Annotated in this window: 21 protein-coding genes; 8 read left to right on the top strand and 13 right to left on the bottom strand. The window is 73.3% G+C overall.

Annotation, left to right across the window (positions count from 1 at the left end; translation table 11 throughout):
- The first annotated feature begins 2 nt into the window (after nt 1-2).
- From ACBI99_RS04485 to ACBI99_RS04505, 5 genes are read left to right on the top strand one after another with little or no spacing between them, the layout of a single operon-like run.
- Nucleotides 3-1,934, top strand: a complete 1,932-nt coding sequence (locus ACBI99_RS04485; RefSeq protein ID WP_375071721.1) for a protein kinase — start codon at nt 3-5, stop codon at nt 1,932-1,934.
- A complete protein-coding gene (locus ACBI99_RS04490; protein WP_308125668.1) occupies nt 1,931-2,761 on the top strand; it encodes an AraC family transcriptional regulator in 831 nt (276 codons plus the stop codon). The genes ACBI99_RS04485 and ACBI99_RS04490 overlap by 4 nt, the downstream gene beginning before the upstream one ends.
- Nucleotides 2,762-2,783: 22 nt before the next feature.
- Nucleotides 2,784-3,446 carry an AzlC family ABC transporter permease gene (locus tag ACBI99_RS04495; protein ID WP_219502332.1) on the top strand — a complete coding sequence of 221 codons (663 nt, stop codon included), beginning with the start codon at nt 2,784-2,786 and terminating at the stop codon, nt 3,444-3,446.
- Nucleotides 3,443-3,754 carry an AzlD domain-containing protein gene (locus ACBI99_RS04500; RefSeq protein WP_219502330.1) on the top strand — a complete coding sequence of 104 codons (312 nt, stop codon included), beginning with the start codon at nt 3,443-3,445 and terminating at the stop codon, nt 3,752-3,754. Before ACBI99_RS04495 ends, ACBI99_RS04500 begins: the two co-directional genes overlap by 4 nt.
- Nucleotides 3,755-3,763: 9 nt before the next feature.
- Complete coding sequence (locus tag ACBI99_RS04505; protein ID WP_375071722.1) at nt 3,764-5,179, top strand: protein kinase; 1,416 nt, start codon at nt 3,764-3,766, stop codon at nt 5,177-5,179.
- Between the two features lie 4 nt (nt 5,180-5,183).
- Here ACBI99_RS04505 and ACBI99_RS04510 read toward each other — a convergent pair whose 3' ends face one another.
- Genes ACBI99_RS04510 through ACBI99_RS04520 form a run of 3 tightly spaced genes read right to left on the bottom strand, consistent with a single transcriptional unit; the run spans nt 5,184 to nt 7,055 of the window.
- A complete protein-coding gene (locus tag ACBI99_RS04510; RefSeq protein ID WP_219502325.1) occupies nt 5,184-6,113 on the bottom strand; it encodes an RluA family pseudouridine synthase in 930 nt (309 codons plus the stop codon).
- A complete protein-coding gene (gene lspA, locus ACBI99_RS04515; protein WP_308125667.1) occupies nt 6,097-6,687 on the bottom strand; it encodes a signal peptidase II in 591 nt (196 codons plus the stop codon). The genes ACBI99_RS04510 and lspA overlap by 17 nt, the downstream gene beginning before the upstream one ends.
- Nucleotides 6,651-7,055 carry a TraR/DksA C4-type zinc finger protein gene (locus tag ACBI99_RS04520; RefSeq protein ID WP_246644367.1) on the bottom strand — a complete coding sequence of 135 codons (405 nt, stop codon included), beginning with the start codon at nt 7,053-7,055 and terminating at the stop codon, nt 6,651-6,653. The genes lspA and ACBI99_RS04520 overlap by 37 nt, the downstream gene beginning before the upstream one ends.
- Before the next feature lie 420 nt (nt 7,056-7,475).
- Here ACBI99_RS04520 and ileS point away from each other — a divergent pair, with 420 nt between their 5' ends.
- From ileS to ACBI99_RS04535, 3 genes are all read left to right on the top strand, one after another.
- Nucleotides 7,476-10,625 carry an isoleucine--tRNA ligase gene (ileS, locus tag ACBI99_RS04525; RefSeq protein ID WP_357592630.1) on the top strand — a complete coding sequence of 1,050 codons (3,150 nt, stop codon included), beginning with the start codon at nt 7,476-7,478 and terminating at the stop codon, nt 10,623-10,625.
- Nucleotides 10,626-10,762: 137 nt separating this feature from the next.
- A complete protein-coding gene (locus ACBI99_RS04530; protein ID WP_375071723.1) occupies nt 10,763-11,605 on the top strand; it encodes an alpha/beta fold hydrolase in 843 nt (280 codons plus the stop codon).
- Nucleotides 11,602-12,216, top strand: coding sequence for a TetR/AcrR family transcriptional regulator (locus ACBI99_RS04535; protein ID WP_219502319.1), 615 nt, complete (start codon nt 11,602-11,604; stop codon nt 12,214-12,216). The genes ACBI99_RS04530 and ACBI99_RS04535 overlap by 4 nt, the downstream gene beginning before the upstream one ends.
- A gap of 167 nt (nt 12,217-12,383) precedes the next feature.
- Here the strand turns inward: ACBI99_RS04535 and ACBI99_RS04540 are convergent, their stop codons facing one another.
- From ACBI99_RS04540 to murG, 10 genes are all read right to left on the bottom strand, one after another.
- Nucleotides 12,384-13,019, bottom strand: coding sequence for an MBL fold metallo-hydrolase (locus tag ACBI99_RS04540; protein WP_375071724.1), 636 nt, complete (start codon nt 13,017-13,019; stop codon nt 12,384-12,386).
- A 99-nt stretch (nt 13,020-13,118) separates the two neighbouring features.
- A complete protein-coding gene (locus ACBI99_RS04545) occupies nt 13,119-15,380 on the bottom strand; it encodes a hypothetical protein (RefSeq protein ID WP_375071725.1) in 2,262 nt (753 codons plus the stop codon).
- Nucleotides 15,381-15,442: 62 nt separating this feature from the next.
- Nucleotides 15,443-16,309 carry a DivIVA domain-containing protein gene (locus ACBI99_RS04550; protein ID WP_219502314.1) on the bottom strand — a complete coding sequence of 289 codons (867 nt, stop codon included), beginning with the start codon at nt 16,307-16,309 and terminating at the stop codon, nt 15,443-15,445.
- Nucleotides 16,310-16,416: 107 nt separating this feature from the next.
- The gene (locus ACBI99_RS04555; protein WP_049564087.1) at nt 16,417-16,710 is read right to left on the bottom strand and encodes a YggT family protein; all 294 of its coding nucleotides are present in this window, start codon (nt 16,708-16,710) and stop codon (nt 16,417-16,419) included.
- Between the two features lie 80 nt (nt 16,711-16,790).
- Nucleotides 16,791-17,291, bottom strand: a complete 501-nt coding sequence (locus tag ACBI99_RS04560) for a cell division protein SepF (RefSeq protein WP_049564089.1) — start codon at nt 17,289-17,291, stop codon at nt 16,791-16,793.
- Between the two features lie 139 nt (nt 17,292-17,430).
- Nucleotides 17,431-18,123 (bottom strand): YggS family pyridoxal phosphate-dependent enzyme, encoded by a 693-nt coding sequence (locus tag ACBI99_RS04565; RefSeq protein ID WP_219502312.1) that lies wholly within the window; start codon nt 18,121-18,123, stop codon nt 17,431-17,433.
- 166 nt (nt 18,124-18,289) lie between these two features.
- Nucleotides 18,290-19,810, bottom strand: coding sequence for a cell division protein FtsZ (gene ftsZ / locus ACBI99_RS04570; RefSeq protein ID WP_357592622.1), 1,521 nt, complete (start codon nt 19,808-19,810; stop codon nt 18,290-18,292).
- 342 nt (nt 19,811-20,152) lie between these two features.
- The gene (locus tag ACBI99_RS04575; protein ID WP_219502308.1) at nt 20,153-20,815 is read right to left on the bottom strand and encodes a cell division protein FtsQ/DivIB; all 663 of its coding nucleotides are present in this window, start codon (nt 20,813-20,815) and stop codon (nt 20,153-20,155) included.
- An 86-nt stretch (nt 20,816-20,901) separates the two neighbouring features.
- Nucleotides 20,902-22,314, bottom strand: coding sequence for a UDP-N-acetylmuramate--L-alanine ligase (gene murC / locus ACBI99_RS04580; RefSeq protein WP_357592620.1), 1,413 nt, complete (start codon nt 22,312-22,314; stop codon nt 20,902-20,904).
- Nucleotides 22,311-23,387 carry an undecaprenyldiphospho-muramoylpentapeptide beta-N-acetylglucosaminyltransferase gene (gene murG, locus ACBI99_RS04585; protein WP_219502304.1) on the bottom strand — a complete coding sequence of 359 codons (1,077 nt, stop codon included), beginning with the start codon at nt 23,385-23,387 and terminating at the stop codon, nt 22,311-22,313. The genes murC and murG overlap by 4 nt, the downstream gene beginning before the upstream one ends.
- Nucleotides 23,388-23,389 lie beyond the last annotated feature (2 nt).

The following is a 23,389-nucleotide window of genomic DNA, read 5'->3' on the forward strand; positions in this document are numbered from 1 at the left end:
CGATGGACAGGCAGGTCGGCAACCGCTACCGCCTCATCGAGCCCATCGGCGAGGGCGGGATGGGCGTGGTCTGGCGCGCCCACGACCAGCTCCTCGACCGCACGGTCGCGATCAAGGAGGTCCGCTACACGGGCGTCGGCGACGCCCAGCGGGCCGCGCTCAACCGGCGCACCATCCGGGAGGCGCGGGCGGCGGGGCGGCTCGACCACCCCTCGGTGGTCGTCGTCCACGACGTCGTCGAGGAGGACGGGCGGCCGTGGATCGTCATGCAGCTCGTCCGCTCCCGCTCGCTCGCCGAGACGATCCGCGACGGCGGGCCGCTGCCGGCGGCGCGGGTGGCGGCGATCGGCGCCCGCGTCCTCGACGCGCTGCGCGCCGCGCACGCCACCGGGGTGCTGCACCGCGACGTCAAGCCCGAGAACGTGCTGCTGGCCGACGGCGGCCGGGTGGTGCTGACCGACTTCGGCATCGCCGCCGTGGAGACCGACGCCGGGCTGACCGCGACCGGCGGGCTGGTGGGCACGCCCGCGTACATGCCGCCGGAGCGCCTCAACGGCGAGGCCGCGCGGCCCGAGTCGGACCTGTGGTCGCTGGGGGCGACGCTGTACGCGGCGGTGGAGGGCGCGCCGCCGTACCGGCGCGACACGTGGGCGGCCACCGTGGCGGCGATCCTGCGTGACCCGCTGGTGCCGCCGGCCCACGCCGGGCCCCTCGCGCCGGTCATCACCGGGCTGCTGGCCCGCGACCCGGCCACGCGCATGCCCGCCGCCGAGGCGGCCCGGCTCCTGGAGTCGATCGCCGCCCAGCCTGCCTACCCGGGCCCCGTCCCCGGGCAACCGGCCGGAGGGGCGTACCCGGGGGTCACGCCCTCCCCGGCAGGCCCGCCCCCGCATGGGGGCGCGCCCGATCATGGGGGCGTGCTCGCCTATGACGGCACGCCCAGCCACGGCGGCGTGCTCGCCCACGGCGGCGGGTCCTCCCAGGGCGGCTCACCCGCCCCTGGCGGCGCGTCCTCCCGGAGTGGCGCGTCCCTTCAGGGCGGCGCACCCTCCCAGCACCGCGCACCCACCCAGGGCGGCGCGGCCGGTCATGGTGGGACGCCCGCTCACGGGGAGGCGTGGCGCGAGGAGACGGCCGGTCAGCTCGGCGGGATGCCGACCGGGGGTGTGCCGGGCGGGGACACCGTCCCCGTGCCCCGGGGCCGGCGGTGGGCGGGGATCGGCGTGGCCGTGGTCGTGGCGGCGGCCGTGGGCGCGGGCGGCGTGCTGGTGGCGCTGGAGCTGAGGTCGCCGGGCTCGGACGTCGCCGCCCGGGCCACGCCGACCGGCGCCTCGACCGGCATCTCGGCGGACACCCCGACAGGCAGCCCGGCAGGCGACCCCACGGGCGCCCCGACCGGCAGTCCGACCGGCAGCTCGGCCGAGCCGACCGCCTCGGCCTCCGGGGAGCCCACGGCCACCGGGTCCGCGCGCCCGCCCGCCGGGTGGCGGACGTACCGCAACGCCGCCGGCGGGTTCTCCATCGCCCTGCCGCGCGGCTGGCGGGCCGCCAAGAGTCCCACGCGCGACAGCGTCACCCTGTCCGGCCCCGGCACCGCCGGGAAGATGGTCGTCGAGTGGACCGTGCCCGAGGTGCGTCACAGCACCCCGGAGGCGCACTGGCGGGCGCTGGAGCGGGAGATCAGGGACAAGGGCGAGTTCCCCGGCTACCGGCGGATCGGCATCACGCCGCTGACGTACCTGGGGGTCCCGGCGGCCGACTGGGAGTTCGTCAGGCCGCGTGACGGCGCCCTGCTGCACGTGGTGAACCGGGGTTTCCGCACGGCCGACGGCCGCCCGTTCGCCCTCTACTGGGAGACGGCCCACACCCGGTGGGAGCGCGACCGGCACTACGTCGAGGCGTTCCTGCGCACGTTCCGCCCGGTGCCGAGGTGAAGGAGCAGGCGCGGTTCTGGCGGCATCCGGCGGTGCCGGAGGTCGACCTGCTCAAGGCCCGGTACGTCACCCACCGCTTCTCGCGGCACGTGCACGACGGTTACGCGATCGGCGTGATCACGTCCGGGGTGGAGGAGTTCGACTACCGGGGCACGCTGCACCGGGCGGGGGCCGGTGAGATCGTGCTGGTCAATCCCGACTCGATGCACACCGGCCAGGCGGGCGTGGAGGACGGCTGGTCGTACCGGATGCTCTACCCGACGGTGGAGGCGGTCGCGGAGGTAGCGGCGGAGCTGGGCGTGACGTACGGGACGCCGTACTTCCCGCAGCAGGTGGTCGGCGACCGGGAGATGGCGGCGGCGCTGGCGGCGGCGCACCGGGCCGCGGAGGTGGGCGACCGGCTGGCGGCCTCGACGCTGACGCGGACGCTGTTCGCGGGGCTGCTGACCCGGCACGCGGCGGGGCGGCCGGCGGTGGCGCTGGCGCCGGAGGGGCTGCGGGCGGTGCGGGAGGCGATGGGCGTGCTGCGCGAGCGGCTGGTGGACCCGCCGGCGCTGGAGGACCTGGCGCTAGCGGTGGGGGCCAGGCCGTTCCCGCTGCTGCGGGCGTTCAAGGCGGCGACGGGGCTGCCGCCGCACGCCTATCTGACGTCGCTGCGGGTGCGGCAGGCGCGCCGGCTGCTGCGGTCGGGCATCCCGGCGGCGCGGGTGGCCGCCGACGTGGGCTTCACCGACCAGGCGCACCTCACCCGGCACTTCAAGCGGATCGTGGGCGTGCCGCCCGCGGCGTACCAGCGGGCCGCAGGAACGTACAAGAAACACGGCTGACCTGCCCATACCCTCGTATGACATGGAAAGAACGACATATCGCTCGGCCGCGATCCGGGACGGCCTGGGGGTGGGCCTGGCCGTGGGCCTGTCGGGCGTCGCCTTCGGCGCGGCGGCGATCACCGCGGGCCTGAGCGTGCCGCAGGCGTGCGTGCTCAGCCTGCTGGCCTTCACCGGGGCCTCGCAGTTCGCGCTCACGGGCGCGGTGGGGGCGGGCGGCGACCTGGTCGCCGCCGCGTCGGGGGCGCTGCTGCTGGGCGGCCGCAACACGCTGTACGGGCTGCGCCTGGCCGACCTGCTGGGGGTACGGGGGCCGCGCAGGCTGGTGGTCGCGCACGGCGTCATCGACGAGACGACGGCCGTGGCGCTGGCCCAGCCGTCGCCGGAGTCGTCCCGTACGGGATTCGTGACGACGTTCGCCACCCTGTACGTGACGTGGAACATCACGACGCTGGCCGGGGCGCTCGGCACGTCGGCGCTGGGCGATCCGGGCATGCTGGGGCTGGACGTGGTGGGGCCCGCGACGTTCCTGGCGATCCTGTGGCCGCGCCTGGCGGGCAGCGGCGAGCTGCGGCTGCTGGCGGCGGCCGGGGCGGGGATCGCGCTGCTGGCGACGCCGTTCCTGCCGCCTGGGGTGCCGGTGCTGCTGTCGGCGTTCGCGGTGCTGGTGGTGATGGCGCGATGACGCTGTGGTGGGCGATCGCGGCGGTGTGCCTGGGCTGTTACGCGCTCAAGCTGGCCGGGCTGGCGGCGCCGCGTCAGGTGCTGGACCATCCGGCGGTGCGGCGCTTCGCCGAGCTGGTGCCGGTGGCGCTGCTGTCGGCGCTGATCGCCGTGCAGACGTTCACGGCGGACGGGGCGCTGGCCTTCGACCTGGCCAGGACGGCGGGGCTGGTGGCGGCGGTGGTGGCGCTGGTGCTGCGGGCGCCGTTCCTCGTGGTGCTGATCGCGGCGGCGGCCACAACCGGGGTTGTCAGGCTCTTTCTCGGGTAGGCGCCCCGCATGTCCGATTCTGCGGGGATTGTTGGGGGCCGCTACCGGCTGGTGCGGACGATCGGCCGTGGCGGCATGGGCACCGTGTGGCAGGCGCACGACGAGGTGCTCGGCAGGGACGTGGCCCTGAAGGAGGTCCTCCCGCCCCCCGAGCTGACAGGGCCGGAACGCGAGGTGTTCACCACCCGGACGTTCCGCGAGGCGCGAGCGGCCGGGCGGGTGGCCCATCCGTGCGTGGCGGCCGTCTACGACGTGCTGGAGGAGCACGGGCACCCGTGGATCGTGATGCAGCTCGTCCGCTCCCGCACGCTGGGCGAGCTGGTGCGCGACGACGGCCCGATGTCCCCCGCCGAGGCCGCGCACCTGGGGCTGCAACTGCTGGAGGCGCTGCGGGCCGCGCACACGGCCGGGGTGCTGCACCGTGACGTCAAGCCCGACAACGTGCTGCTGACCGAGGACGGCCGGGCGGTGCTGACGGATTTCGGCATCGCGACCACCGAGGACGAGGCCCCGGTCACCCGCACCGGGATGCTGATCGGCACGCCGGCGTTCATGGCGCCGGAGCGGGCGGCGGGCGGGCAGGCGCGCCCGGAGTCGGACCTGTGGTCGCTGGGCGTGACGATGTACGTCGCGGTGGAGGGCCACTCCCCCTTTCACCGCTCGAACGCGCTGGCCACGCTGGGCGCGGTCATGCACGCGGAGCCGGCTCCGCTGGCGCGGGCGGGGGTGCTGGCCCCGGTGCTGCTCGGGCTGCTGCGCAAGGACCCGGCGGAGCGGATGACGCTGGAGGAGGCGGAGGCGCGGCTGACGGCGATCATCGCGGGCAGCCCGCCGGAGCCGACGGGGCCCGTCCCGGTGCCGGTCCCGGCGCCGCAGGCCGAGCCGCCGCCGGGCCGCACCCGGCCGCCGCTGCTCGCGCTGGGCGTCGGGTCGCTGCTGGTGGCGCTGGTGACGGGCGGGTGGGCGTGGTGGTCGAACCGGCCGCCGGAGACGGCCAGACCGCCCGCCGTGCCGGCCGTGGTGAGCACGCCCAGCTCCGCCGGGCCCGCCGAACCCTCGTCCCCCGCCGACGCGCCGTCGTCGTCCCCGCGCTCCGGCCTCCCGCCCACCGGCTCCGACCCCACGTACGCGACACCGCGCGACGAGGAGACCGGCAAGCAGGCGAGACCGTCGGACCGCCCGTCGGACCGCAAGCCCGACCCGAAGCCCACGAAGTCCCCCAAGCCCAGCGACTCCGCCGACCCCCAGGAGCCGGAGAACCCCGAAGGCACGGACGAGCCGGACGGCCCGTCGCCGACCAAGCCCGGTCAGGTGGACCCGGAGCCGGACGGCGGCGACCAGGCGCAGGCCCATCCCGAGAAGCCCGGCAAGTCCGCGAAGTCCGCCAAGAACGCGAAGAACGCAAAAAAGGCGGAGAAGACCTGACCGGCTAGGACTCGGCGCGCACGACGTCGAGCGCGTGGCGCAGGTCGTCCGGGTAGTCGGTGGTGAACGACATCCACTCGCCGCTGGAAGGGTGCTCGAACCCGAGCGACACCGCGTGCAGCCACTGCCGGGTGACGCCCAGCCGGGCAGCGATCGTCGGGTCGGCGCCGTACATGAGGTCGCCGACGCACGGGTGGCGCAGCGCGGACATGTGCACCCGGATCTGGTGGGTGCGGCCGGTCTCCAGCTTGATGTCGAGCAGCGAGGCCGCCCGGAACGCCTCGATCGTGTCGTAGTGGGTGATGGACGGCTTGCCGCCCGCGACCACCGCGAACCTGCCGTCACCCGAGGGGTGGCGGTCGATCGGCGCGTCGACGGTGCCCCGGAACGGGTCGGGATGCCCCTGGACCAGCGCGTGGTAGCGCTTGTCGACGGTGCGCTCCTTGAAGGCGCGCTTGAGGAAGGAGTAGGCGTGCTCGCTCTTGGCCACGGCCATCGCGCCGGTGGTGTTGGCGTCGAGGCGGTGCACGATGCCCTGCCGCTCGGCCGCGCCGCTGGTGGCGATCGTGTGGCCGGCGCCGAGCAGGCCGCCGATCACGGTCGGGCCGGTCCAGCCGACGGTCGGGTGGGCGGCGACGCCGATCGGCTTGTTGACCACGACGATGTCGTCGTCCTCGTACACGATCGTCATGCCGGGGACGGGCTCGGCCACCGGCATCGGGGTCGCCACCGGAGGCGGCAGCGTCACCTCCAGCCAGGCTCCGGCGTGGACCCGGTCGGACTTGGCCGGCTCGCGGCCGTCGACCATGACCTCCCCGGCGCCGATGAGCTCGGCCGCGCGGGTGCGCGAGAATCCGAACAGCCGGGAGAGCGCGGCGTCGAGCCGCTCGCCCTCCAGCCCGTCGGGCACGGGCAGACTACGCTGCTCGGCCACTCTTGCCCTCCCTCGTTCCGTCGATCTGGTAGCCACGCCAGGCCAGGACGACCGCCACGATGCCGCCGCACACGATCGCCGAGTCGGCGACGTTGAACACCGGGAAGTAGTCGATCACCGGGAAGTTGCCGGGCAGCACCTCGACGAAGTCGACCACGTGCCCCTGGAACTGGGTGGACCTGCCGAAACCGGAAGGGTAGCGCAACAGCCGGTCGGTGAGGTTGCCGAGCGCGCCGCCCAGCAGCAGCCCGAGCGTGATCGCCCAGGGCATGCTGCGGAGCTTGCGCGCCGTGCGGATGATCGCGACGACCACGCCGGCGGCGATGAAGGTGAAGACGAACGTCATCCCGGTGCCGATGCTGAAGGCGGCCCCGGAGTTGAAGATCACCCGGAACTGCAGGACTCCCGGGATGACGACCAGCGGCGGCTCGCCCTCCAGCGTCCGCAGCACCACCGTCTTGGTGACGAGGTCGGACACGTACAGGACGGCCGCCAGGCAGGCCAGGACCGCGATCAGGCGGCCCCGGCGCCCGCCTGCTACCGGCGTTCCTCCTTCTGCTTGCAGGCCACGCACAGCGTCGCCCTCGGGAACGCCTGAAGGCGTTCCTTGCCGATCGGCTTGTGGCACGATTCGCACACTCCATAGGTCCCTGCGTCGATCCTGGCGATCGCACGTTCGTTCTGCGCGACCAGGTCGCGTGCATTCAGGGTAAGGGCGATCTCGCGTTCCCGCTCGTACGTCTTGGCGCCGGCGTCCGCCTGGTCGTCGCCCGCTCCCTGGGTGACGTCACCCGAGGCGATCTCCGTCTCGTGGCGGCGGATGTCGGCGTTGAGCTCGTCGATCTCCGTCTGCAGACTGCCGCGTACCTCGGCCAGCTCCTGTTTCGACCACATCGACGGTGTTGCGGTGGTCTGCGTGACTGCCACCATGGCTGCCTCCATGCTGATCAAGGCCGTGAATGGTGCGGGCAGCTTAGGTCTCCGATAACGGAACGGCAAACGACCCGCCGGACGGTTTACCTCTGCCGTACTATCCCGCCCCGCAGTTCTCACTCCTGCTCAGTGGACTCCATTCCCACAACTTTGTCGCTTGCAGGCACTTCCACGGCACGAGGAAAGGCGGAAGCGACCGGCCTCCGCTCTGCGTTAAGGTGTGAAGCTGCAAGGCGTTGATGGGGCCCTCGTGTGAGGGATATCACCCCGGAGCCGCCGGAAGAACGGCTCGCCTCGAGCTCACTAGACCCGGCAGCAGCCAAACGAAGAGGGCCCCTCAGGGGCCAAGAAGGGTGGTACCGCGGAGCCCGTGCGGCTTCGTCCCTTCACGCCGGTCCGTCCAGTCGACGCGTGGAGGTCCCACCCGAAATGTCTTCGCCATCATTCCGCTCTCTTCCCGCGCAGGTCGACCTGCCCGCGCTCGAGCGCGAGGTCCTGGACCGCTGGCGGGACGGGAAGATCTTCGAGCGGTCGATCCAGCAGAACGAGGGCAACCCGTCCTGGGTCTTCTACGAGGGCCCGCCCACCGCCAACGGCCTGCCCGGCGTGCACCACGTCGAGGCGCGCGTGTTCAAGGACCTGTTCCCGCGCTACAAGTCGATGCGCGGCTTCAGCGTCCCCCGCAAGGCCGGCTGGGACTGCCACGGCCTGCCCGTCGAGGTCGGCATCGAGAAAGAGCTCGGCCTGTCCGGCAAGCGCGACATCGAGGCCTACGGCATCGCCGAGTTCAACGCCAAGTGCCGCGAGTCCGTGCTGCGCCACGTCGACGCGTTCGAGCAGCTCACCGAGCGGATGGGCTACTGGATCGACCTGTCGACGGCCTACCGGACCATGGACCCGGCCTACGTCGAGGCCGTGTGGTGGTCGCTCAAGGTCGTCTTCGACAAGGGGCTGCTGTTCCGCGACTTCCGCATCACGCCCTACTGCCCGCGCTGCGGCACCGGCCTGTCCGACCACGAGCTGGGCCAGCCCGGCGGCTACGAGACCGTCACCAGCCCGTCGGTCTACGTCCGCATGCCCGCGACCTCCGGCCCGCTGGCCGAGCTGGGCGCCTCGCTGCTGATCTGGACCACCACGCCGTGGACGCTGGTGTCCAACACCGCCGTCGCCGTGCACCCCGACGTCACGTACGTCGCCGCCCGCACCGCCGACGGCGAGGTGCTGGTCGTGGCCGAGCCGCTGCTGACCGCCGTGCTCGGCGAGGACGCCACGGAGCTGGCCCGCTTCACCGGCCGCGAGCTGGAGCGCACCACGTACGAGCGGCCGTTCGAGCTGGTCGACATCCCCGACGCCCACTACGTGGTGCTCGGCGACTACGTCACCGTCGAGGACGGCACCGGCCTGGTCCACCAGGCGCCCGCCTTCGGCGCCGACGACATGGCCGTCATCAAGCGCTACGACATGCCGGTCGTCAACCCGATCGGCCCCGACGGGCGCTTCCTGGACGACGTGCCGATGGTCGGCGGCGTGTTCTTCAAGGACGCCGACGAGCGGCTGACCGACGACCTGCGCGGGCGCGGGCTGCTGTTCCGCGGCGGCCACTTCGACCACAGCTACCCGCACTGCTGGCGCTGCCACACGCCGCTGCTCTACTACGCGCTCCCGTCGTGGTACATCCGCACCACCGCGGTCAAGGACCAGATGCTGGCCGAGAACGCCCGCACCAACTGGTACCCCGACACGGTCAAGTGGGGCCGCTTCGGCGAGTGGCTGCGCAACAACGTCGACTGGGCGCTGTCGCGCTCGCGCTACTGGGGCACGCCGCTGCCGCTGTGGGTGTGCTCCGCCGACGAGAGCCACGTGACCTGCGTCGGCTCGCTGGCCGAGCTGGGCGAGCTGGCCGGGCAGGACCTGTCGGCCCTCGACCCGCACCGGCCGTTCGTCGACGACGTGGCCTTCCCCTGCCCGACGTGCTCGGCCGAGGCCCGCCGGGTGCCCGACGTCATCGACGCCTGGTACGACTCCGGCTCGATGCCGTTCGCCCAGTGGGGCCGCCCCGGCAAGCCCGAGGGCGTCTACCCTGCGCAGTTCATCTGCGAGGCCACCGACCAGACGCGCGGCTGGTTCTACTCGCTGATGGCCGTGGGCACGCTGGTGTTCGGGCAGTCCTCGTACGAGAACGTGCTCTGCCTGGGGCTCATCCTGGCCGAGGACGGGCGCAAGATGAGCAAGCACCTGGGCAACATCCTGGAGCCGATGCCGCTGATGGACCAGCACGGCGCCGACGCGCTGCGCTGGTTCATGGCCTGCTCCGGCTCGCCGTGGGCGGCCCGCCGGGTCGGCCACAACGCGCTGGAGGAGATCGTCCGCAAGGTCCTGCTGACCTACTGGAACACCGCCTCGTTCTTCACCCTGTACGCCAACGCCGAGTCGTGGTCGCCCGCCATGCTCGCCGACGCCCCGCCGGCGGCCGAGCGCCCGCTGCTCGACCGGTGGGCGCTGGCCGAGCTGCACCGCACGGTGGCCGAGGTCACGGCGGCGCTGGACGAGTACGACACCCAGCGGGCCGGGCGCAGGCTGGCCGAGTTCCTCGACGACCTGTCCAACTGGTACGTGCGCCGCTCGCGCCGCCGGTTCTGGCAGGGGTCGCGGGAGGCGTTCGCCACCCTGTACGAGTGCCTGGAGACGGTCACGCGACTGATGGCGCCGATGACGCCGTTCGTCACCGACTATCTGTGGGACGTGCTGCGCGGCGAGGACGCGCCCTCCTCGGTGCACCTGGCCTCCTGGCCGGCCGTGCGCGAGGACCTGCTCGACCCGGCGCTGTCGGAGCGGATGGCGCTGGTGCGGCGGCTGGTGGAGCTGGGCCGCTCGGCCCGCGCCTCCTCCGGCGTCAAGACGCGTCAGCCGCTCGGCCGCGCCCTCGTCGGCGCGCAGGGCTGGCCGTCGCTGCCGGGCGAGCTGCGTGACCTGGTCGCCGACGAGCTGAACGTCCAGGCTTTGGAGGACATGTCCGGCTTCAGCGCCGATCTCGTGTCCTACACGGTCAAGCCGAACTTCCGGGCGCTCGGCAAGCGGTTCGGGTCCCAGACCAAGCTCGTGGCCGCCGCCGTGGCCGCCGCCGACGCCACCGCGCTGGCCCGAGGGCTGCGCTCCGGCGCCGCGGTGACCGTGGACGCGGGCGAGCTCGGCCAGGTCGAGCTCGGACCGGACGAGGTCATCGTCACCGAGCAGCCGCGCTCCGGCTGGGCGGTGGAGACCGGCGCCGTCGACACCGGCACCGGCGAGACGGTCGCGCTCGACCTGGAGCTGACCGACGAGCTGCGCCGCGCCGGGCTGCTGCGCGAGGTCATCCGCCTGGTGCAGGACGCGCGCAAGTCGAGCGGCCTGTCCATCACCGACCGCATCGACCTGTGGTGGACGGCCTCGGGCCCGGACCTGGCGCAGGCGCTGCGCTCGGGCGGCGGCTCGGTCGCCGACGAGGTGCTGGCCTCCTCGGTCACCGAGGGCGCCGAGCCCGGCCTGCCCGAGCACACCGACCCCGACCTGGGGCTCACCTTCCAGCTCCGCCGCGCCTGAGACGTCCCGCGCTCCCTCCCGGGCGGCGGTAGGGCCTGCCCTACCACCGCCCGGGGGGAGCGCCTTCCTTGTCCGGGAACCGGGCCCCCGCAAGACTTGGCCAAGCGCCCATTTGCTTCCGGAAGGAGCTCGTCCCCATGCGAGTCCAGGTCAACGGCACCACCCTGTACGTCGACGTCGAAGGCGCCGCTCTGGAGCCCGACGGCTGCACGATGCGGGAGAAGCCCACGCTCGTGCTGCTGCACGGCGGCCCCGGCCACGACCACACCATCTTCAAGCCCGCCTACCGGCAGCTCGCCGACGTGGCCCAGCTCGTCTACGTCGACCAGCGCGGCAACGGCCGCAGCCAGGACTCCGACCCGGCGACCTGGCACCTCGACCAGTGGGCCGACGACGTACGCGCCCTCTGCGACACCCTCGGCATCGTCAGCCCGATCGTCCTCGGCTGGTCCTGGGGGGGCGCCGTCGCCATGAACTACGCCGCCCGCCACCCCGGCCACCCCGCCAAACTGATCCTGCAGAGCACCGTCGCCCGCTGGGACGTGGACCGCGTCGTCGAGGGCTTCCGCGCCGAAGCGGGCGAGGAGGCCGCGCTGGCCGCCAAGGCGTTCCTCACCGAGGGCACGCCGGAGACGTTCGCCGCCTTCGGACGGCTCTGCGCCCCCGCCTACAGCCCCGACCCGGCCTTCCCCTCGGAGGCCGACATCCAGGCGATGGCCCGCATGACCCCCAACCCGGAGCTGACCATGAGCTTCATGTCCACCGCCCGCTTCGACCTGCGCGACCGGCTCGCCGCAATCCGCTGCCCGACGCTCGTCGTGGCGGGCTCCCGCGACCCGATCACGCCCCTGGACACCGCCCAGGAGATCGCCGCCGGCGTGCCCGGGGCCCGGCTGGAGGTGTTCGAGGGCTCCGGCCACTTCGTCCCCGACACCGAGGGCGAGCGGTTCTTCTCCCTGCTGCGCGCGTTCGTCGCATGACGTACCTGCCGGCCGGGGAGCGGCGCCGGCTCATCGCCGACGCGGCCATCGAGGTGATCGCCGAGGAAGGGCTCGCGCACGCCACCACCCGGCGCATCGCCGAACGCGCCGGCACGCCGCGCGCCACCATCCACTACTGCTTCCGGGGCAAGGACGAGCTCATCATGCTCGTCCTGGAACGCGCCGGCGCCACCATGCGCGCCGCCTTCGACGGCCTCGACCCCGCCGCCGGGCTGGAGGCCACCCTGCGCGCCCTCGTCGCCACCTACTGGCGGTGGATCCGCGACCACCCCGGCCTGCACCTGGCCCTCATGGAGCTGACCATGTGGGTCATCCGCAACAAGGACAGCGTGCTGCCCGGCTCCCAGGACGTGTGGGAGGCCGTCAACGGGCCGCTCGGCGGCGACCTCATCCGGTCCGCCCTGGACGCCGCCGCCGACGCCGACGGCATCCGGCCCGCCGTGCCGACCGGGGAGCTGACGCGCTTCCTCATCCACCGGATGGACGGGCTCGTCTTCGAGTACGCCGAGACAGGCGACCCGGCCGCCTGCGAACGCCAGGCCACCCTCCTGGCCGACGCCCTGGTCACCCTGACCCGAGCCCACCCCTGAGCGAGCCCACCCCCCGCACCCGGCCTCACACCACGGCCGGGGTGTGAGGCCGGGGTGTGAGGCCGGGGTGTGAGGCCGGGGTGTGAGGCCGGGGTGTGAGGCCGGGGTGTGAGGCCGGGGTCACGCCTGGACCGGGTCGCGCCGCGGCCGGGGGCGGGGCGGGGGCGTCAGAGGTCCACGGTGCCGCCCACGGGCAGGCGCCGGATGTCCGCGCCCAGGCCGTCCCGCTCGCTCTCCAGCACGCCGTCGAGCACCTTCAGCCCCCACTCGTTGAGCAGCCCGTCATGCACGGCGAACGCCCTGCGCGGCCGCATCGCCCGCAGGTAGCCGATCAGGTCGGGCACCGTCATCCACGGCGCCTGCCCCGGCACCAGCAGCGTCGGCACGTCCACCACGGTGAGCGCGTCACCTGGGTGGAACACCTCCCCGTCGACCAGGAACCCCACGTTGCCCACCGGCGGCACGTCGGGGTGGCTCACATGGTGCCGCTCCCCCACGACCGCCACCTCGAACCCGGCCGCCTTCACCACGTCACCGCCCCGCACCACCTGCACCCGCTCGGCGAGCTGCGGCAGCTTCCGCGCCACGGCCTCACAGGTGTAGATGACGAGGTCCGGCTTCTCCTCGGCCGCCGCCCGCAACCGGTCGGCGTCGAAGTGATCCCAGTGCTCGTGCGTGACCAGCACCGCCTCCGCCCCGGCCAGGGCGGCGGGGTCCGGCATGATCATTCCGGGGTCGATGATCAGTGCCCGCGAATCCTTCTCCAGCCGTACGCAGGCATGTCCGTACTTGGTGAGCCTCATGCGGCCATCCTGCCGCCCGTACATCGCCCCGCAGGCCCGGCTTCGCGTACAGCTCAACCCGCCGCGCGCCCTCTCGGACGCGGGGCGGTGTCGTCGATGTCAGCCGACGGTCTCGCGCTCGTTCTGGCAGACCGAGCAGCTCGTCAGCCCGGCCGCCTCGGCCTGCGCCTGCGTCATGGTCTCCACGCCCGAGTCGCCGGCGCCCTGGATCAGCGGGCACGCGGTGCTGTGGTAGCGCCGGGTCCCGACGATGACCTTCACCGTCCCGCCGCCGTTCTTGCCCTGGGCAGCGGCGGCCTCACGGCCCTTGCCCGCGGCACCGGCCGTCCCCTTGGCTGACTCCGCCGACGAAGTCGGGCGCCCCGGACCAGCGGACTCCCCCGCCGTCCCGGCCGTCCCTTCCTCGGCTGCCCGAGACTGCGCCTTCCCCTTGCCCGCGCCGGAGGCACCGCCTTCCGCGGCCCCCTTCCCGGCCCCACTGCCCGAAGCGGCCCCGCCCTTGGCAGCGGAACCCTTGGGCGCTGGGTCCTTGGGCGCGGGGCCCTCGGTCACGGGGCCCTTGGCGCCGGTCGAGGCGGCACCGGTAGAGGTGCCGCCACCCGACGCGCCACCCGTTCCGGCGGCCCCGCTCGCGGCGGCGCCCGTCGGCCTGCCACTCCCGGAGGTTCCGGCGGCTCCGCTCGCGGAAGCGCCCGTAGATCTGCCGCCACCTGAGGTTCCACCCGTTCCGGCGCTGCTCGGGGTGGCGTCTGACGGGGCGGCCCCTCGTGAGGCGCCGGTGGGAGCGGTCCCCTGGGAACCGCCCGTCGGGCCGGTCTCCTTGGAGTCACTGGCCGAGCTCGTCCCCTTGCGATCGCCGGCCGGGGCAGCGCCCTTGGGGGCGTCGGCCGGGGCAGCGCCCTTGGACGTGCCGGCCGGGGCTGCGCCCTTGGAAGCGCCCGCCGGGGCGGCGGTCTTCGCGTTGCCTGTCGAGGGGCGGTCGGCCGGGGTGGCGTTCTTGGGGTTCGTGCCGGAGGGCAGGGGGCCGCTGGGGCGGGCCGACTCCGCGGACGAGGCCGGGCGTTCCGGCGCGTCACCCGCTGGGGAGCCGGGCCGGGCGCCGCCTGCGGCGGGTCGCCTGACCCCGCTGGGCGGCGTCATCTCGGAGGCCGCCTCAGCCTGGCGGGACGTACTGGAAGAGGACGGGCCGGAAGAGGACGGGCCGGAAGCGGGCGAGCCGCCCGACGCGCTGGGCCGCTCCGTGCGGCCCGGGGCGGCGGCGGGAGGCTGCGGGACCGGCGTGCCGTCGGCGGTGACGCGCGGCTGCGGCTGAGTGTCGGGATCGCGGTCCGCCGGGTCGGCGGCGCGGTCGGCAGTGGGCCGCCCCGGCTTGGCGCCGGGCAGCGGGAGGGAAGTCCTGGTCTCCGTCTCGTCCTCGTCGGAGGCCGTGGCGCTGCCGCTGGGACGGGAGCCGGAGGGGGTGTCGTCAGGCTTGGCGGCCGGGCGGGCGAACCAGCCGGACGCGCTCTCACCGTCCTCGGCGGACGAGGCGGGCGAGGCGGACGGGCCGTCGGCAGGCGCGGGGCGCCCCTCGGCGGGCGAGGCGGCTGCGGCCTCGGCACGCGACCCGGTCGTACGCTCATCAGGCGAAGCGGGCGAGCCCGGCGACGCGGATGAACCGGACGGGGTGGGGGTGGAAGCCTGGGGGCCGGACTTCGGCGGGGCGACCGGGGAGCGCAGGTCGCGCGTGGGTTCGGCGGGTTCGGCCAGATGTGCGGCGGAGACCGCGGGCTCGGGGTCGGGGTCGGCGGCAGGCGGCAGCTGCCGTCCGCCGAGCGCGGCGTCCGGGAGGCAGGCGGTGCAGGGCGTGAAGCCCTCCTCCCGCGCCTCTTCGTACGTGAGCTCCTCGTGATCCCGTCCGGCGAGCTGGCGGCATCCCGGCACGTGGTAGCGCCTGCGTCCGGGAATGACCAGCACGATCGCGTCCGGGGAGATCCCTCCGGCCGTCGCGGGGCGGTGCGTCGCGGGTGCCTGCGCGGGCCGGGCCGCGGGCACAGGTGCGGGCATCGCCGGAGTCCGCTGGTACGGGTGCGGACCGGACGGCTGTTGTGTCCCCATCGGGGCCCCCATCGAGGTCCCTGCCGAGGTCGTCATCGGGCCGGTGCGGGTGTGCGGCGCCCCGGGGGGCACGAGCCCTGCCGGAGGGGGGGTGGCCGGCGCAGCGGCCTGCCCACCACCGGGGAACAGCTCGTGACGCCGCAGCAGCGCTCCGATCACCAGGAACAGCGCCGACAGCACGCTGACCACGATGGACCACATGATCAGGAACGGCTTGGCCAGTACGAAGCCCGCGATCAGCAGCACGACCGCCGCGAGCACCAAACCAGCACTGATAAGGATCACTAGGGGCTCTTTCGAGTGACGGGTCCGGTCGACCCGTTACTTTACCGGCGGTCGTTGTGGGGACCGTCACCGCCGGGGAAGGCGCCCTGCGGAGCCTCGCCGCCGAACGGGTTCTGGCCACCGGGCAGAGGCTGCTGACCACCCTGAGGCACGGCGTGCGACATGGCGGGAGCGCCGGGACCGCCCGACATGACCGGGAACCCGCCGCTGCCCTCCGCGGAGACGTTGAGCTCGGCGAGCTGGTTCTCCAGGTAGAGCTTGAGGCGGCTGCGGTATTCGCGTTCGAAGCTGCGCAGCTCCTCGACCTTGCGCTCGAGCTCGTCGCGGGTCTGGACGAGGGAGCCCATGGCCTGACGGTGGCGCTCCTGCGCGTCGCGCTCGAGCGTCTCGGCGCGGGCGCGGGCGTCGCCGATGACCTGCTCGGCCTGGCGGCGGGCCTTGGTGAGGATCTCGTCGGCCTCGCGGCGGGCGCGGGTGACGGTCTCGTCGGCCTCGCGGCGGGCGTCGGCGATCGCCTGGTCGGCGGTCTGCTGGGCGAGGGCGAGAACGCGGGCCGCGGTGTCCATGTTGTCCTCGGCGGGAGGCATGTTCATGGCCACGGGAACCGGCTGGGGCTGCGGCTGCGGCTCGGGGGCCCGCATGGGCTCCGGCTGCGGCGGCTGCATCATCTCCGGCTTGGGCTGCTCCTGGACCGGCGCGGAAGCCATGGGCATGTTCATGCCCCCAGGCACCTTGCCGCGCAGGCACTCGGCCAGTTTGGCGCGCAGCTCCTCGTTCTCCTGGATGAGGCGGTCAAGCTCGGCCTCGACCTCGTCGAGGAACGCGTCGACCTCTTCCTCGTCGTAGCCCGGTCGCAACCGGGTCGTGCTGAACTGCTTGTTCCGCACATCAGCGGGCGTAAGCGGCATCTTTTGGTCTCCTTGGCGCGCTTTGGAGTCTGTCCGGAGGGACGGTAACCCGAATCACTTCAGCGCGGACACGAGTTGGATCACGACCTGTGCCCCGCGGCCCCCACTCATCGGCCGCCGAACGATCCTACGATGTTGATCAGCAGCAGGACGATGATGAAGAGGACAGTGAAGCTTAGGTCAAAGGCCACCGTACCCAACCGGAGCGGGGGAATGAAACGGCGGAGGAACTTGAGAGGCGGGTCGGTTGCGGTGTATGTGGCTTCGGCGAGCACGAGGACGACCCCTGAAGGCCGCCACTGCCGGGCGAAAGCCTGCACTGTCTCGAAGATCATCCGGCCGATGAGCAGCACCAGATAAAGAGACAGGACGACGACCAAGATCTGGCTTACGATCCCCACGGTCCGGCCGTCCCTCCACTTCCGATGTGTCCGCCCGGTCTCGGGGAGACCTGGTTGGATCCGATAGGCATACAGAGACTCTAACTCTGGTTGAAGAACCCGCGTTCCGCGATTCGAGCCTTGTCCTCGGCGGTCACCTCGACATTGGCAGGGGACAACAGGAACACCTTGTTGGTAACACGTTCAATGCTGCCATGTAGCCCGAAGACCAGACCTGCCGCGAAATCGACCAGCCGCTTTGCGTCGCTGTCAACCATTTCCGTCAGGTTCATGATGACCGGCGTGCCGTCGCGGAAGTGCTCGCCGATGGTCCGGGCCTCGTTGTACGTCCGGGGGTGGAGGGTCGTGATGCGGGCCAGATCGGTCGTACGGCGCTCCAGGACGGTCGTGGCGGGCCGCGGCGCGGGGACCCCGGGCTCGGCCTCCTCTTCACGGTCCTGGACCGTTACGGGACGTTCCTCGCCGGTTCGCGGCCCGTCGTCCTCGTAGGTGTACTCATCCGTGTAGGGCTCGTACCTCTCGTAGCGGTCGTCCTCCACGAGACCGAGGTAGACCGCCATCTTGCGCATCGCGCCGGCCATCGCTAAGTCGTCCTCCTGCTCATGGTCGCACTCGCTCGGGCCTGTCGCCGGGCCCGAGGCGGTAGCCGTACCCCCTTGGAGCTCACCGCTGATCGACCTCTACCGGATCGCGGGCCTTGAAGACCCACTTGAGGGGACATTACCTGACGAAGAGCTTGCGGCGGCCGAGCAACGCCGTACCGATCCGCACATGTGTGGCGCCGTGCGCGACAGCCTCGGCCAGATCGTCGCTCATACCCGCCGAAATCATCGTGGCACGTGGATGCCGGTCCTGTACGGCCAGCGCCACTTCGCGCAGCCGCGCGAACGCCGCCCCCGGGTCCTCCCCCAGCGGCGCCACGGCCATGACTCCGCCGAGCCACAGGCCCGGCGCGGCGGCGATCTGCGCGGCGAGCTCGGGCACCTCGGCGGGACGGGCGCCGCCCCTGGCCGGATCGTCGTCGAGCGCCACCTGGACCAGGCAGCCGACCTCGCGGCCCTGCCGTACGGCCTCGCGGCTGATCGCCTCGACCAGCCGGAGCCGATCGACGGAGTGGATCACGTCGGCGTAGCCGACGACGGAACGGACCTTGTTGGTCTGCAGCTGCCCGACGAAGTGCCAGGTCAGCGGGAGCCCGGCGCACTCGCGCGCCTTGGCCGCCGCCTCCTGGTCCCGGTTCTCCGCCACGTCGCGCAGGCCCAGCTCGGCCAGGATGCGCACGTCGTCGGCCGGGTAGGTCTTGGTCACGGCGATCAACGTCACTTCGCCCCGGTCACGCCGCGCCGCCCGGCACGCCTCCCCGATGCGTCCTTCGACCTCGGTGAGGCCCGAGGCGATCTCTTCCCTTCGCACGCCTCTCCTTCCTGTGCGCCCCCATCCTCCCGCACCCGGCTCCCCGCCACGGCCCCGCCCCCTGGTGGGAACGGTCCGCGGTCACGTACGAGAAGAGGGTCACAGGCCCCTGACACAGCGGCGCCGCTCCCCTGGATGGACGAGGGAGCGGCGGGGGCCTGCGGTGCTATTTGAGGAAGTCGGGGACGTCGAGCTCCTCCTCCTGCTCCTCGAAGACCACCGGCCGACGTTTGGCGGGCTCCGACATGCGGGAGGTGATGGGCGTGGGCGGGTTGGCGGGCTCCGGGGTGGGCCGCGGGATGGAGACCGGGCCGGGCTGGTCGTCCTGGCCGGCGGCCGGCTCCTGGGCGCTCTCGGCGGGCCGGGCCGGCTCCGGGCGGGACTCGGGCCGGGGCTCCGGCCTGAAGTCCGTACGGGGCGGCTCGGGACGCGACTCGGGCCTGAAGTCGGCACGCTGCTCCGGACGCGACTCGGCGCGGGGCTCGGGGCGCGGCTCGGGCCTGAAGTCGGCGCGCTGCTCGGGACGCGACTCCGGGCGGAACTCGGAGCGGGGCTCGGGGCGCGGCTCGGGCCTGAACTCGGCGCGCGGCTCCGGGCGGAGCTCGGGCCTGGGCTCGGGCTTGACGGCGGCCGGTGGCGTGCTGGAGCGCGCGGGCGGCGGCACGGGCGGCGCGGCGGGCTGCGCCGGCGCCTGGGCGGCGGGACGCGCCTGCGGGCGCGGCAGCGGCTTCTCGGCCGGCGGCAGGTCGTCGAAGCCCGCGGCGATCACGGTGACCCGCACCTCGTCGCCGAGCGCGTCGTCGATGACCGTGCCAAAGATGATGTTGGCGTCGGGCGCGGCCGCCATGGAGACGAGCTGGGCCGCCTCGTTGATCTCGAACAGGCCGAGGTCGGAGCCGCCCGCGATCGACAGCAGCACGCCGTGGGCGCCGTCGATGCTGGCCTCCAGCAGCGGGCTGGAGACGGCCATCTCGGCCGCCGCGACCGAACGGTCGTCGCCGCGCGCGTGGCCGATGCCCATGAGCGCCGAGCCCGCGCCCGACATGACCGACTTGACGTCGGCGAAGTCGAGGTTGATCAGGCCGGGCGTGGTGATCAGGTCGGTGATGCCCTGCACACCGGAGAGCAGCACCTGGTCGGCCGCCTTGAAGGCGTCCAGGACGCTGACCTGCCTGTCGGAGATCGACAGCAGCCGGTCGTTGGGGATGACGATGAGGGTGTCGACCTCGTCGCGCAGCGTCTCGATGCCCGCCTCGGCCTGCATGGCGCGGCGGCGGCCCTCGAAGCTGAACGGCCGGGTGACTACGCCTATCGTCAACGCGCCCAGCGATCTGGCGATGTTGGCCACGACGGGCGCGCCGCCGGTGCCGGTGCCGCCGCCCTCGCCGGCCGTGACGAAGACCATGTCGGCCCCCTTGAGGACCTCCTCGATCTCCTCCCGGTGGTCCTCTGCCGCCTTGCGGCCGACGTCGGGGTTCGCCCCCGCGCCGAGGCCGCGCGTGAGCTCGCGGCCCACGTCCAGTTTGACGTCGGCGTCACTCATCAGCAGCGCCTGGGCGTCGGTGTTTATCGCGATGAACTCGACGCCCTTGAGTCCCTCTTCGATCATCCGGTTGACGGCGTTCACTCCGCCGCCGCCGATGCCGACGACCTTGATGACCGCGAGGTAGTTCTGCGGTGCTGCCACGACGAGGGGCCTTTCCGCTCGTTGACTTGCCATTTCGGTGCGGATTTCTCCGCGTCTTGTCAGTTCGGGTAACTCTCAACCTCAAGTTGAGATTTAGATTTATGTCAACCTGAGATTGATACGGACAGTAGGAGTTACGCTCCGCGCGGGTCAACTAACCGCGCCGCAAGCACGTCCGGCGTGTCGCGGGCTGTCCGTTTCGCTCCGTGGTCACGCCTGGTCGGGGGCCTCCACCGCCGTTACCCGGGGTACAGGCTCTCACGGCGGGAGGCCCGCGACGGACAGGCTCGGCGGTGCCGCGGCCCCGAGTTTGGCCGCCCGGGTAACCATGAGGGCCGATCCTCACCTGAGCGTCACCACGTCGGGCGAGCTCACGTCGTAGACCTCGGCCTCGCGCCGCAGCATGCTCGCCAGGATGCGCGCCTTGGCCTCCGGGCGGTCCACGCCGCCCCAGATGACCGTGCGGCCGTCGGAGAGCGTCAGCGTGACGTCCTCGGCCGTCGTGGCGGCCACCTGGCGCACCCGCCCGGCCAGCTCCCCCGGCAGCCCTTCGACGACCTTGAGCGCCGCCATGGTGACCGGGTCGCCCGCGGCGGGCGCGGCGACCTTCAGCACGGGCAGCAGCGGCGGCGCGACGTCCTGCACCTCGATGACCACGCCGAGCTTGTCGATCAGCGCCACCTGGCTCCCGGCGGGCACCTGGGCGACCGGCTCGCGCTCGGCGACCTCGATGCGCAGGGTGCCCGGCCAGACCCGGTCGACCTTGGCACCGGCCACCTGCCTGATGGCCTGCACCCGGGCCTGGACGCCGGCCAGGTCGACGGTCGCCAGCGGGTGCAGGTCGGGGACCTGGGCCGCCTGCCTGATCCGGTCGGCGGGCACTGTGACATTTCCCACGATCTCCACCGATCGCACGCCCAGCACCGGCGAGAAGAAGATCAGCCACGCCGCCGTCCCCACCACTCCGGCGGTGAGCAGCACCAGGAACACCTTCCGCGCCTTCATCGCCCTCCCCGCGTCACCCTGTGACCCCCGAACCTACGCCGCCGGCCCGGGGGACGCCGTGGCGCCACGCCCGCCTGTCAGCCGTGTCAGCCGCCCGACAGGCGGGCGACGATCTGCGGGCCGAGCTCGGTCACGTCGCCCGCGCCCATCGTCAGGACGACGTCGCCGGCCCGCGCCCGCGCGGCCACCAGCGCGGGCACCGAGGCGCGGTCGGGCGCGTAGGCGACCCGCTCGGCGGGCAGCGGCACCCGCCCGGCGACCAGCGCGCCCGACACGCCCGGCTCGGGGTCCTCGCGGGCCCCGTAGACGTCGAGCACGATCGCCTCGTCGGCCAGGCCGAGCGCGGCGCCGAACTCGTCGGCGAAGAAGCGGGTGCGCGAGTAGAGGTGCGGCTGGAAGATCGCGATGACCCGGCCGTGGCCGGAGTAGGAGGCGACCACGTCGCGGGCGGCCCGCAGGTCGGCGGCCAGCTCGGTCGGGTGGTGGGCGTAGCTGTCGAACACGGCCACGCCGCCCGCCTCGCCCTTGGCCTCGAAGCGCCGCTTGGCCCCGGTGAAGGCCGCCAGGCCGTCCCTGATCTCCTCGAAGGGCAGGCCCAGCTCGTCGGCCACGGCGATGACCGCGGTGGCGTTGAGCGCGTTGTGGGCGCCGGGAACGGCCAGCCGCACCTCGCCGCCGCGCCCGCCGGGGCCCTCGACGGTGAACACGGTGCCGAACCCGTCGGGCCGCACGCCGGAGATCCGGTAGTCGCCCTGCTCGCCGTAGGTCACCACGCGCAGCCCGCGCGCCCGCGCCTGGGCGGCCACCTCGGCCGCGCCGGGGTCGTCGGAGCAGGAGACCAGCAGCGAGCCGATCCGCTCGGCGAAGCGGGCGAAGCTGTCGTGCACGGCGCGCGGGTCGCCGTAGTTGTCCAGATGGTCGGCCTCGACGTTGGTCACCACGGCGATCTCGGGCGCCAGCATGAGGAACGAGCCGTCGCTCTCGTCGGCCTCGGCCACGAACACCTGCCCGGACCCCTCGTCGGCGCCGAGCCCGGTCGTGACGAGCTGCCCGCCCACGCAGTAGGACGGGTCGGCCCCGCACTTCTGCAGGGCGACGGTGAGCATCGAGGTCGTGGTGGTCTTGCCGTGGGTGCCGGCGATGGCCACGCCGGTGCGCCCGGCCATGACGGAGGCCAGCGCGGCGGCCCTCGGGATGACCCGCAGCCGCTGCTTGAGCGCCTCGCCCAGCTCGGGGTTGGAGTCGCGGATGGCGGTGGAGACGACGACGGTGTCGACGTCGCGGATGTGGGAGGCGGCGTGGCCGATGTGCACGGTGGCGCCCAGCTCGCGCAGCTCGGTGACCTGCTCGCCACTGCGGGCGTCGCTGCCGGACACGCGCACGCCGCGCTTGAGCAGGATGCGCGCGATGCCCGACATGCCCGCGCCACCGATGCCGATGAAGTGCACCCGGCCCAGGTCTTCTGCGGCTACGGGATCGACCAGCTTGACGAGGCTCATCGGGCTATCTCCAACACTTTCCTGGCGAGTATGAGGTCGGCGTCCTTCCTCCCCAGTGTGGAGGCGGCCTCCGACATGGCGGCGACCCGTTCGGGGTCGTGGAGGACGGGCAGCACGTGGTGGACGATCCATTCGGCGGTCAGCTCGGCGTCGTCGACGAGCAGCCCGCCGCCGCCCGCGGTGACGCGCTCGGCGTTGAGCCGCTGCTCGCCGTTGCCGTGGGGCAGCGGCACGTACGCGGCGGGGAGCCCGACCGCGGTCAGCTCGGCGCAGGTGAGCGCCCCGCTGCGGCACACCGCCAGGTCGGCGGCGGCGTAGGCGAGGTCCATGCGGTCCACGTACGGGAGCAGGACGTACTGCGGGTCGCCGGGCGGCGGCTCGTGGTCGACGGTGTTCTTGGGGCCGATGACGTGCAGCACCTGGACCCCGGCGCGGCGCAGCGCGGGGGCGGCGGCCAGCGCGGCCTCGTTGATCGAGCGGGCGCCCTGGGAGCCGCCGAACACCAGCAGCGTGGGCCGGTCGGTCTGCAGCCCGAACCACGAGCGCGCCTTGTCGCCGGTGGACAGCCGGTCGAGCTCGACGATCTCGCGGCGCAGCGGGGTGCCGATGAACTCGGCCTTGCCGATCGAGCTGTCGGGAAAGCCGGTGAAGACGTGGTCGGTCAGCCGGGCGCCGAGCCGGTTGGCCAGGCCGGGGCGCGGGTTGGCCTCGTGCACGACGATGGGCACGCCGCGCCGCTTGGCGGCCAGGTAGGCGGGGGTGGCCACGTAGCCGCCGAAGCCGACCAGGACGTCGGCCCGGACCCGGTCGAGGACGGCGGCCATGGCGTTGACCGCCCCGGCGAGCCTGCCGGGGACGGTGAGCAGCTGCGGGGTGATCGCCCGGGGCAGCGGCACGGCGGGGACCAGCTCCAGCTCGTAGCCGCGGGCCGGGACCAGGCGCGTCTCCAGCCCTCTGTCGGTGCCCACGCAGGTGACGCCGACACCCGGATCGAGGCGGCGTAGCGCGTCGGCCAGGGCGAGAGCCGGCTCGATGTGCCCGGCCGTCCCGCCACCGGCGAGGACCACCCTCATGT

It is taken from the genome of Nonomuraea sp. ATR24, assembly GCF_041950485.1.
Lineage (GTDB): Bacteria > Actinomycetota > Actinomycetes > Streptosporangiales > Streptosporangiaceae > Nonomuraea > Nonomuraea ceibae.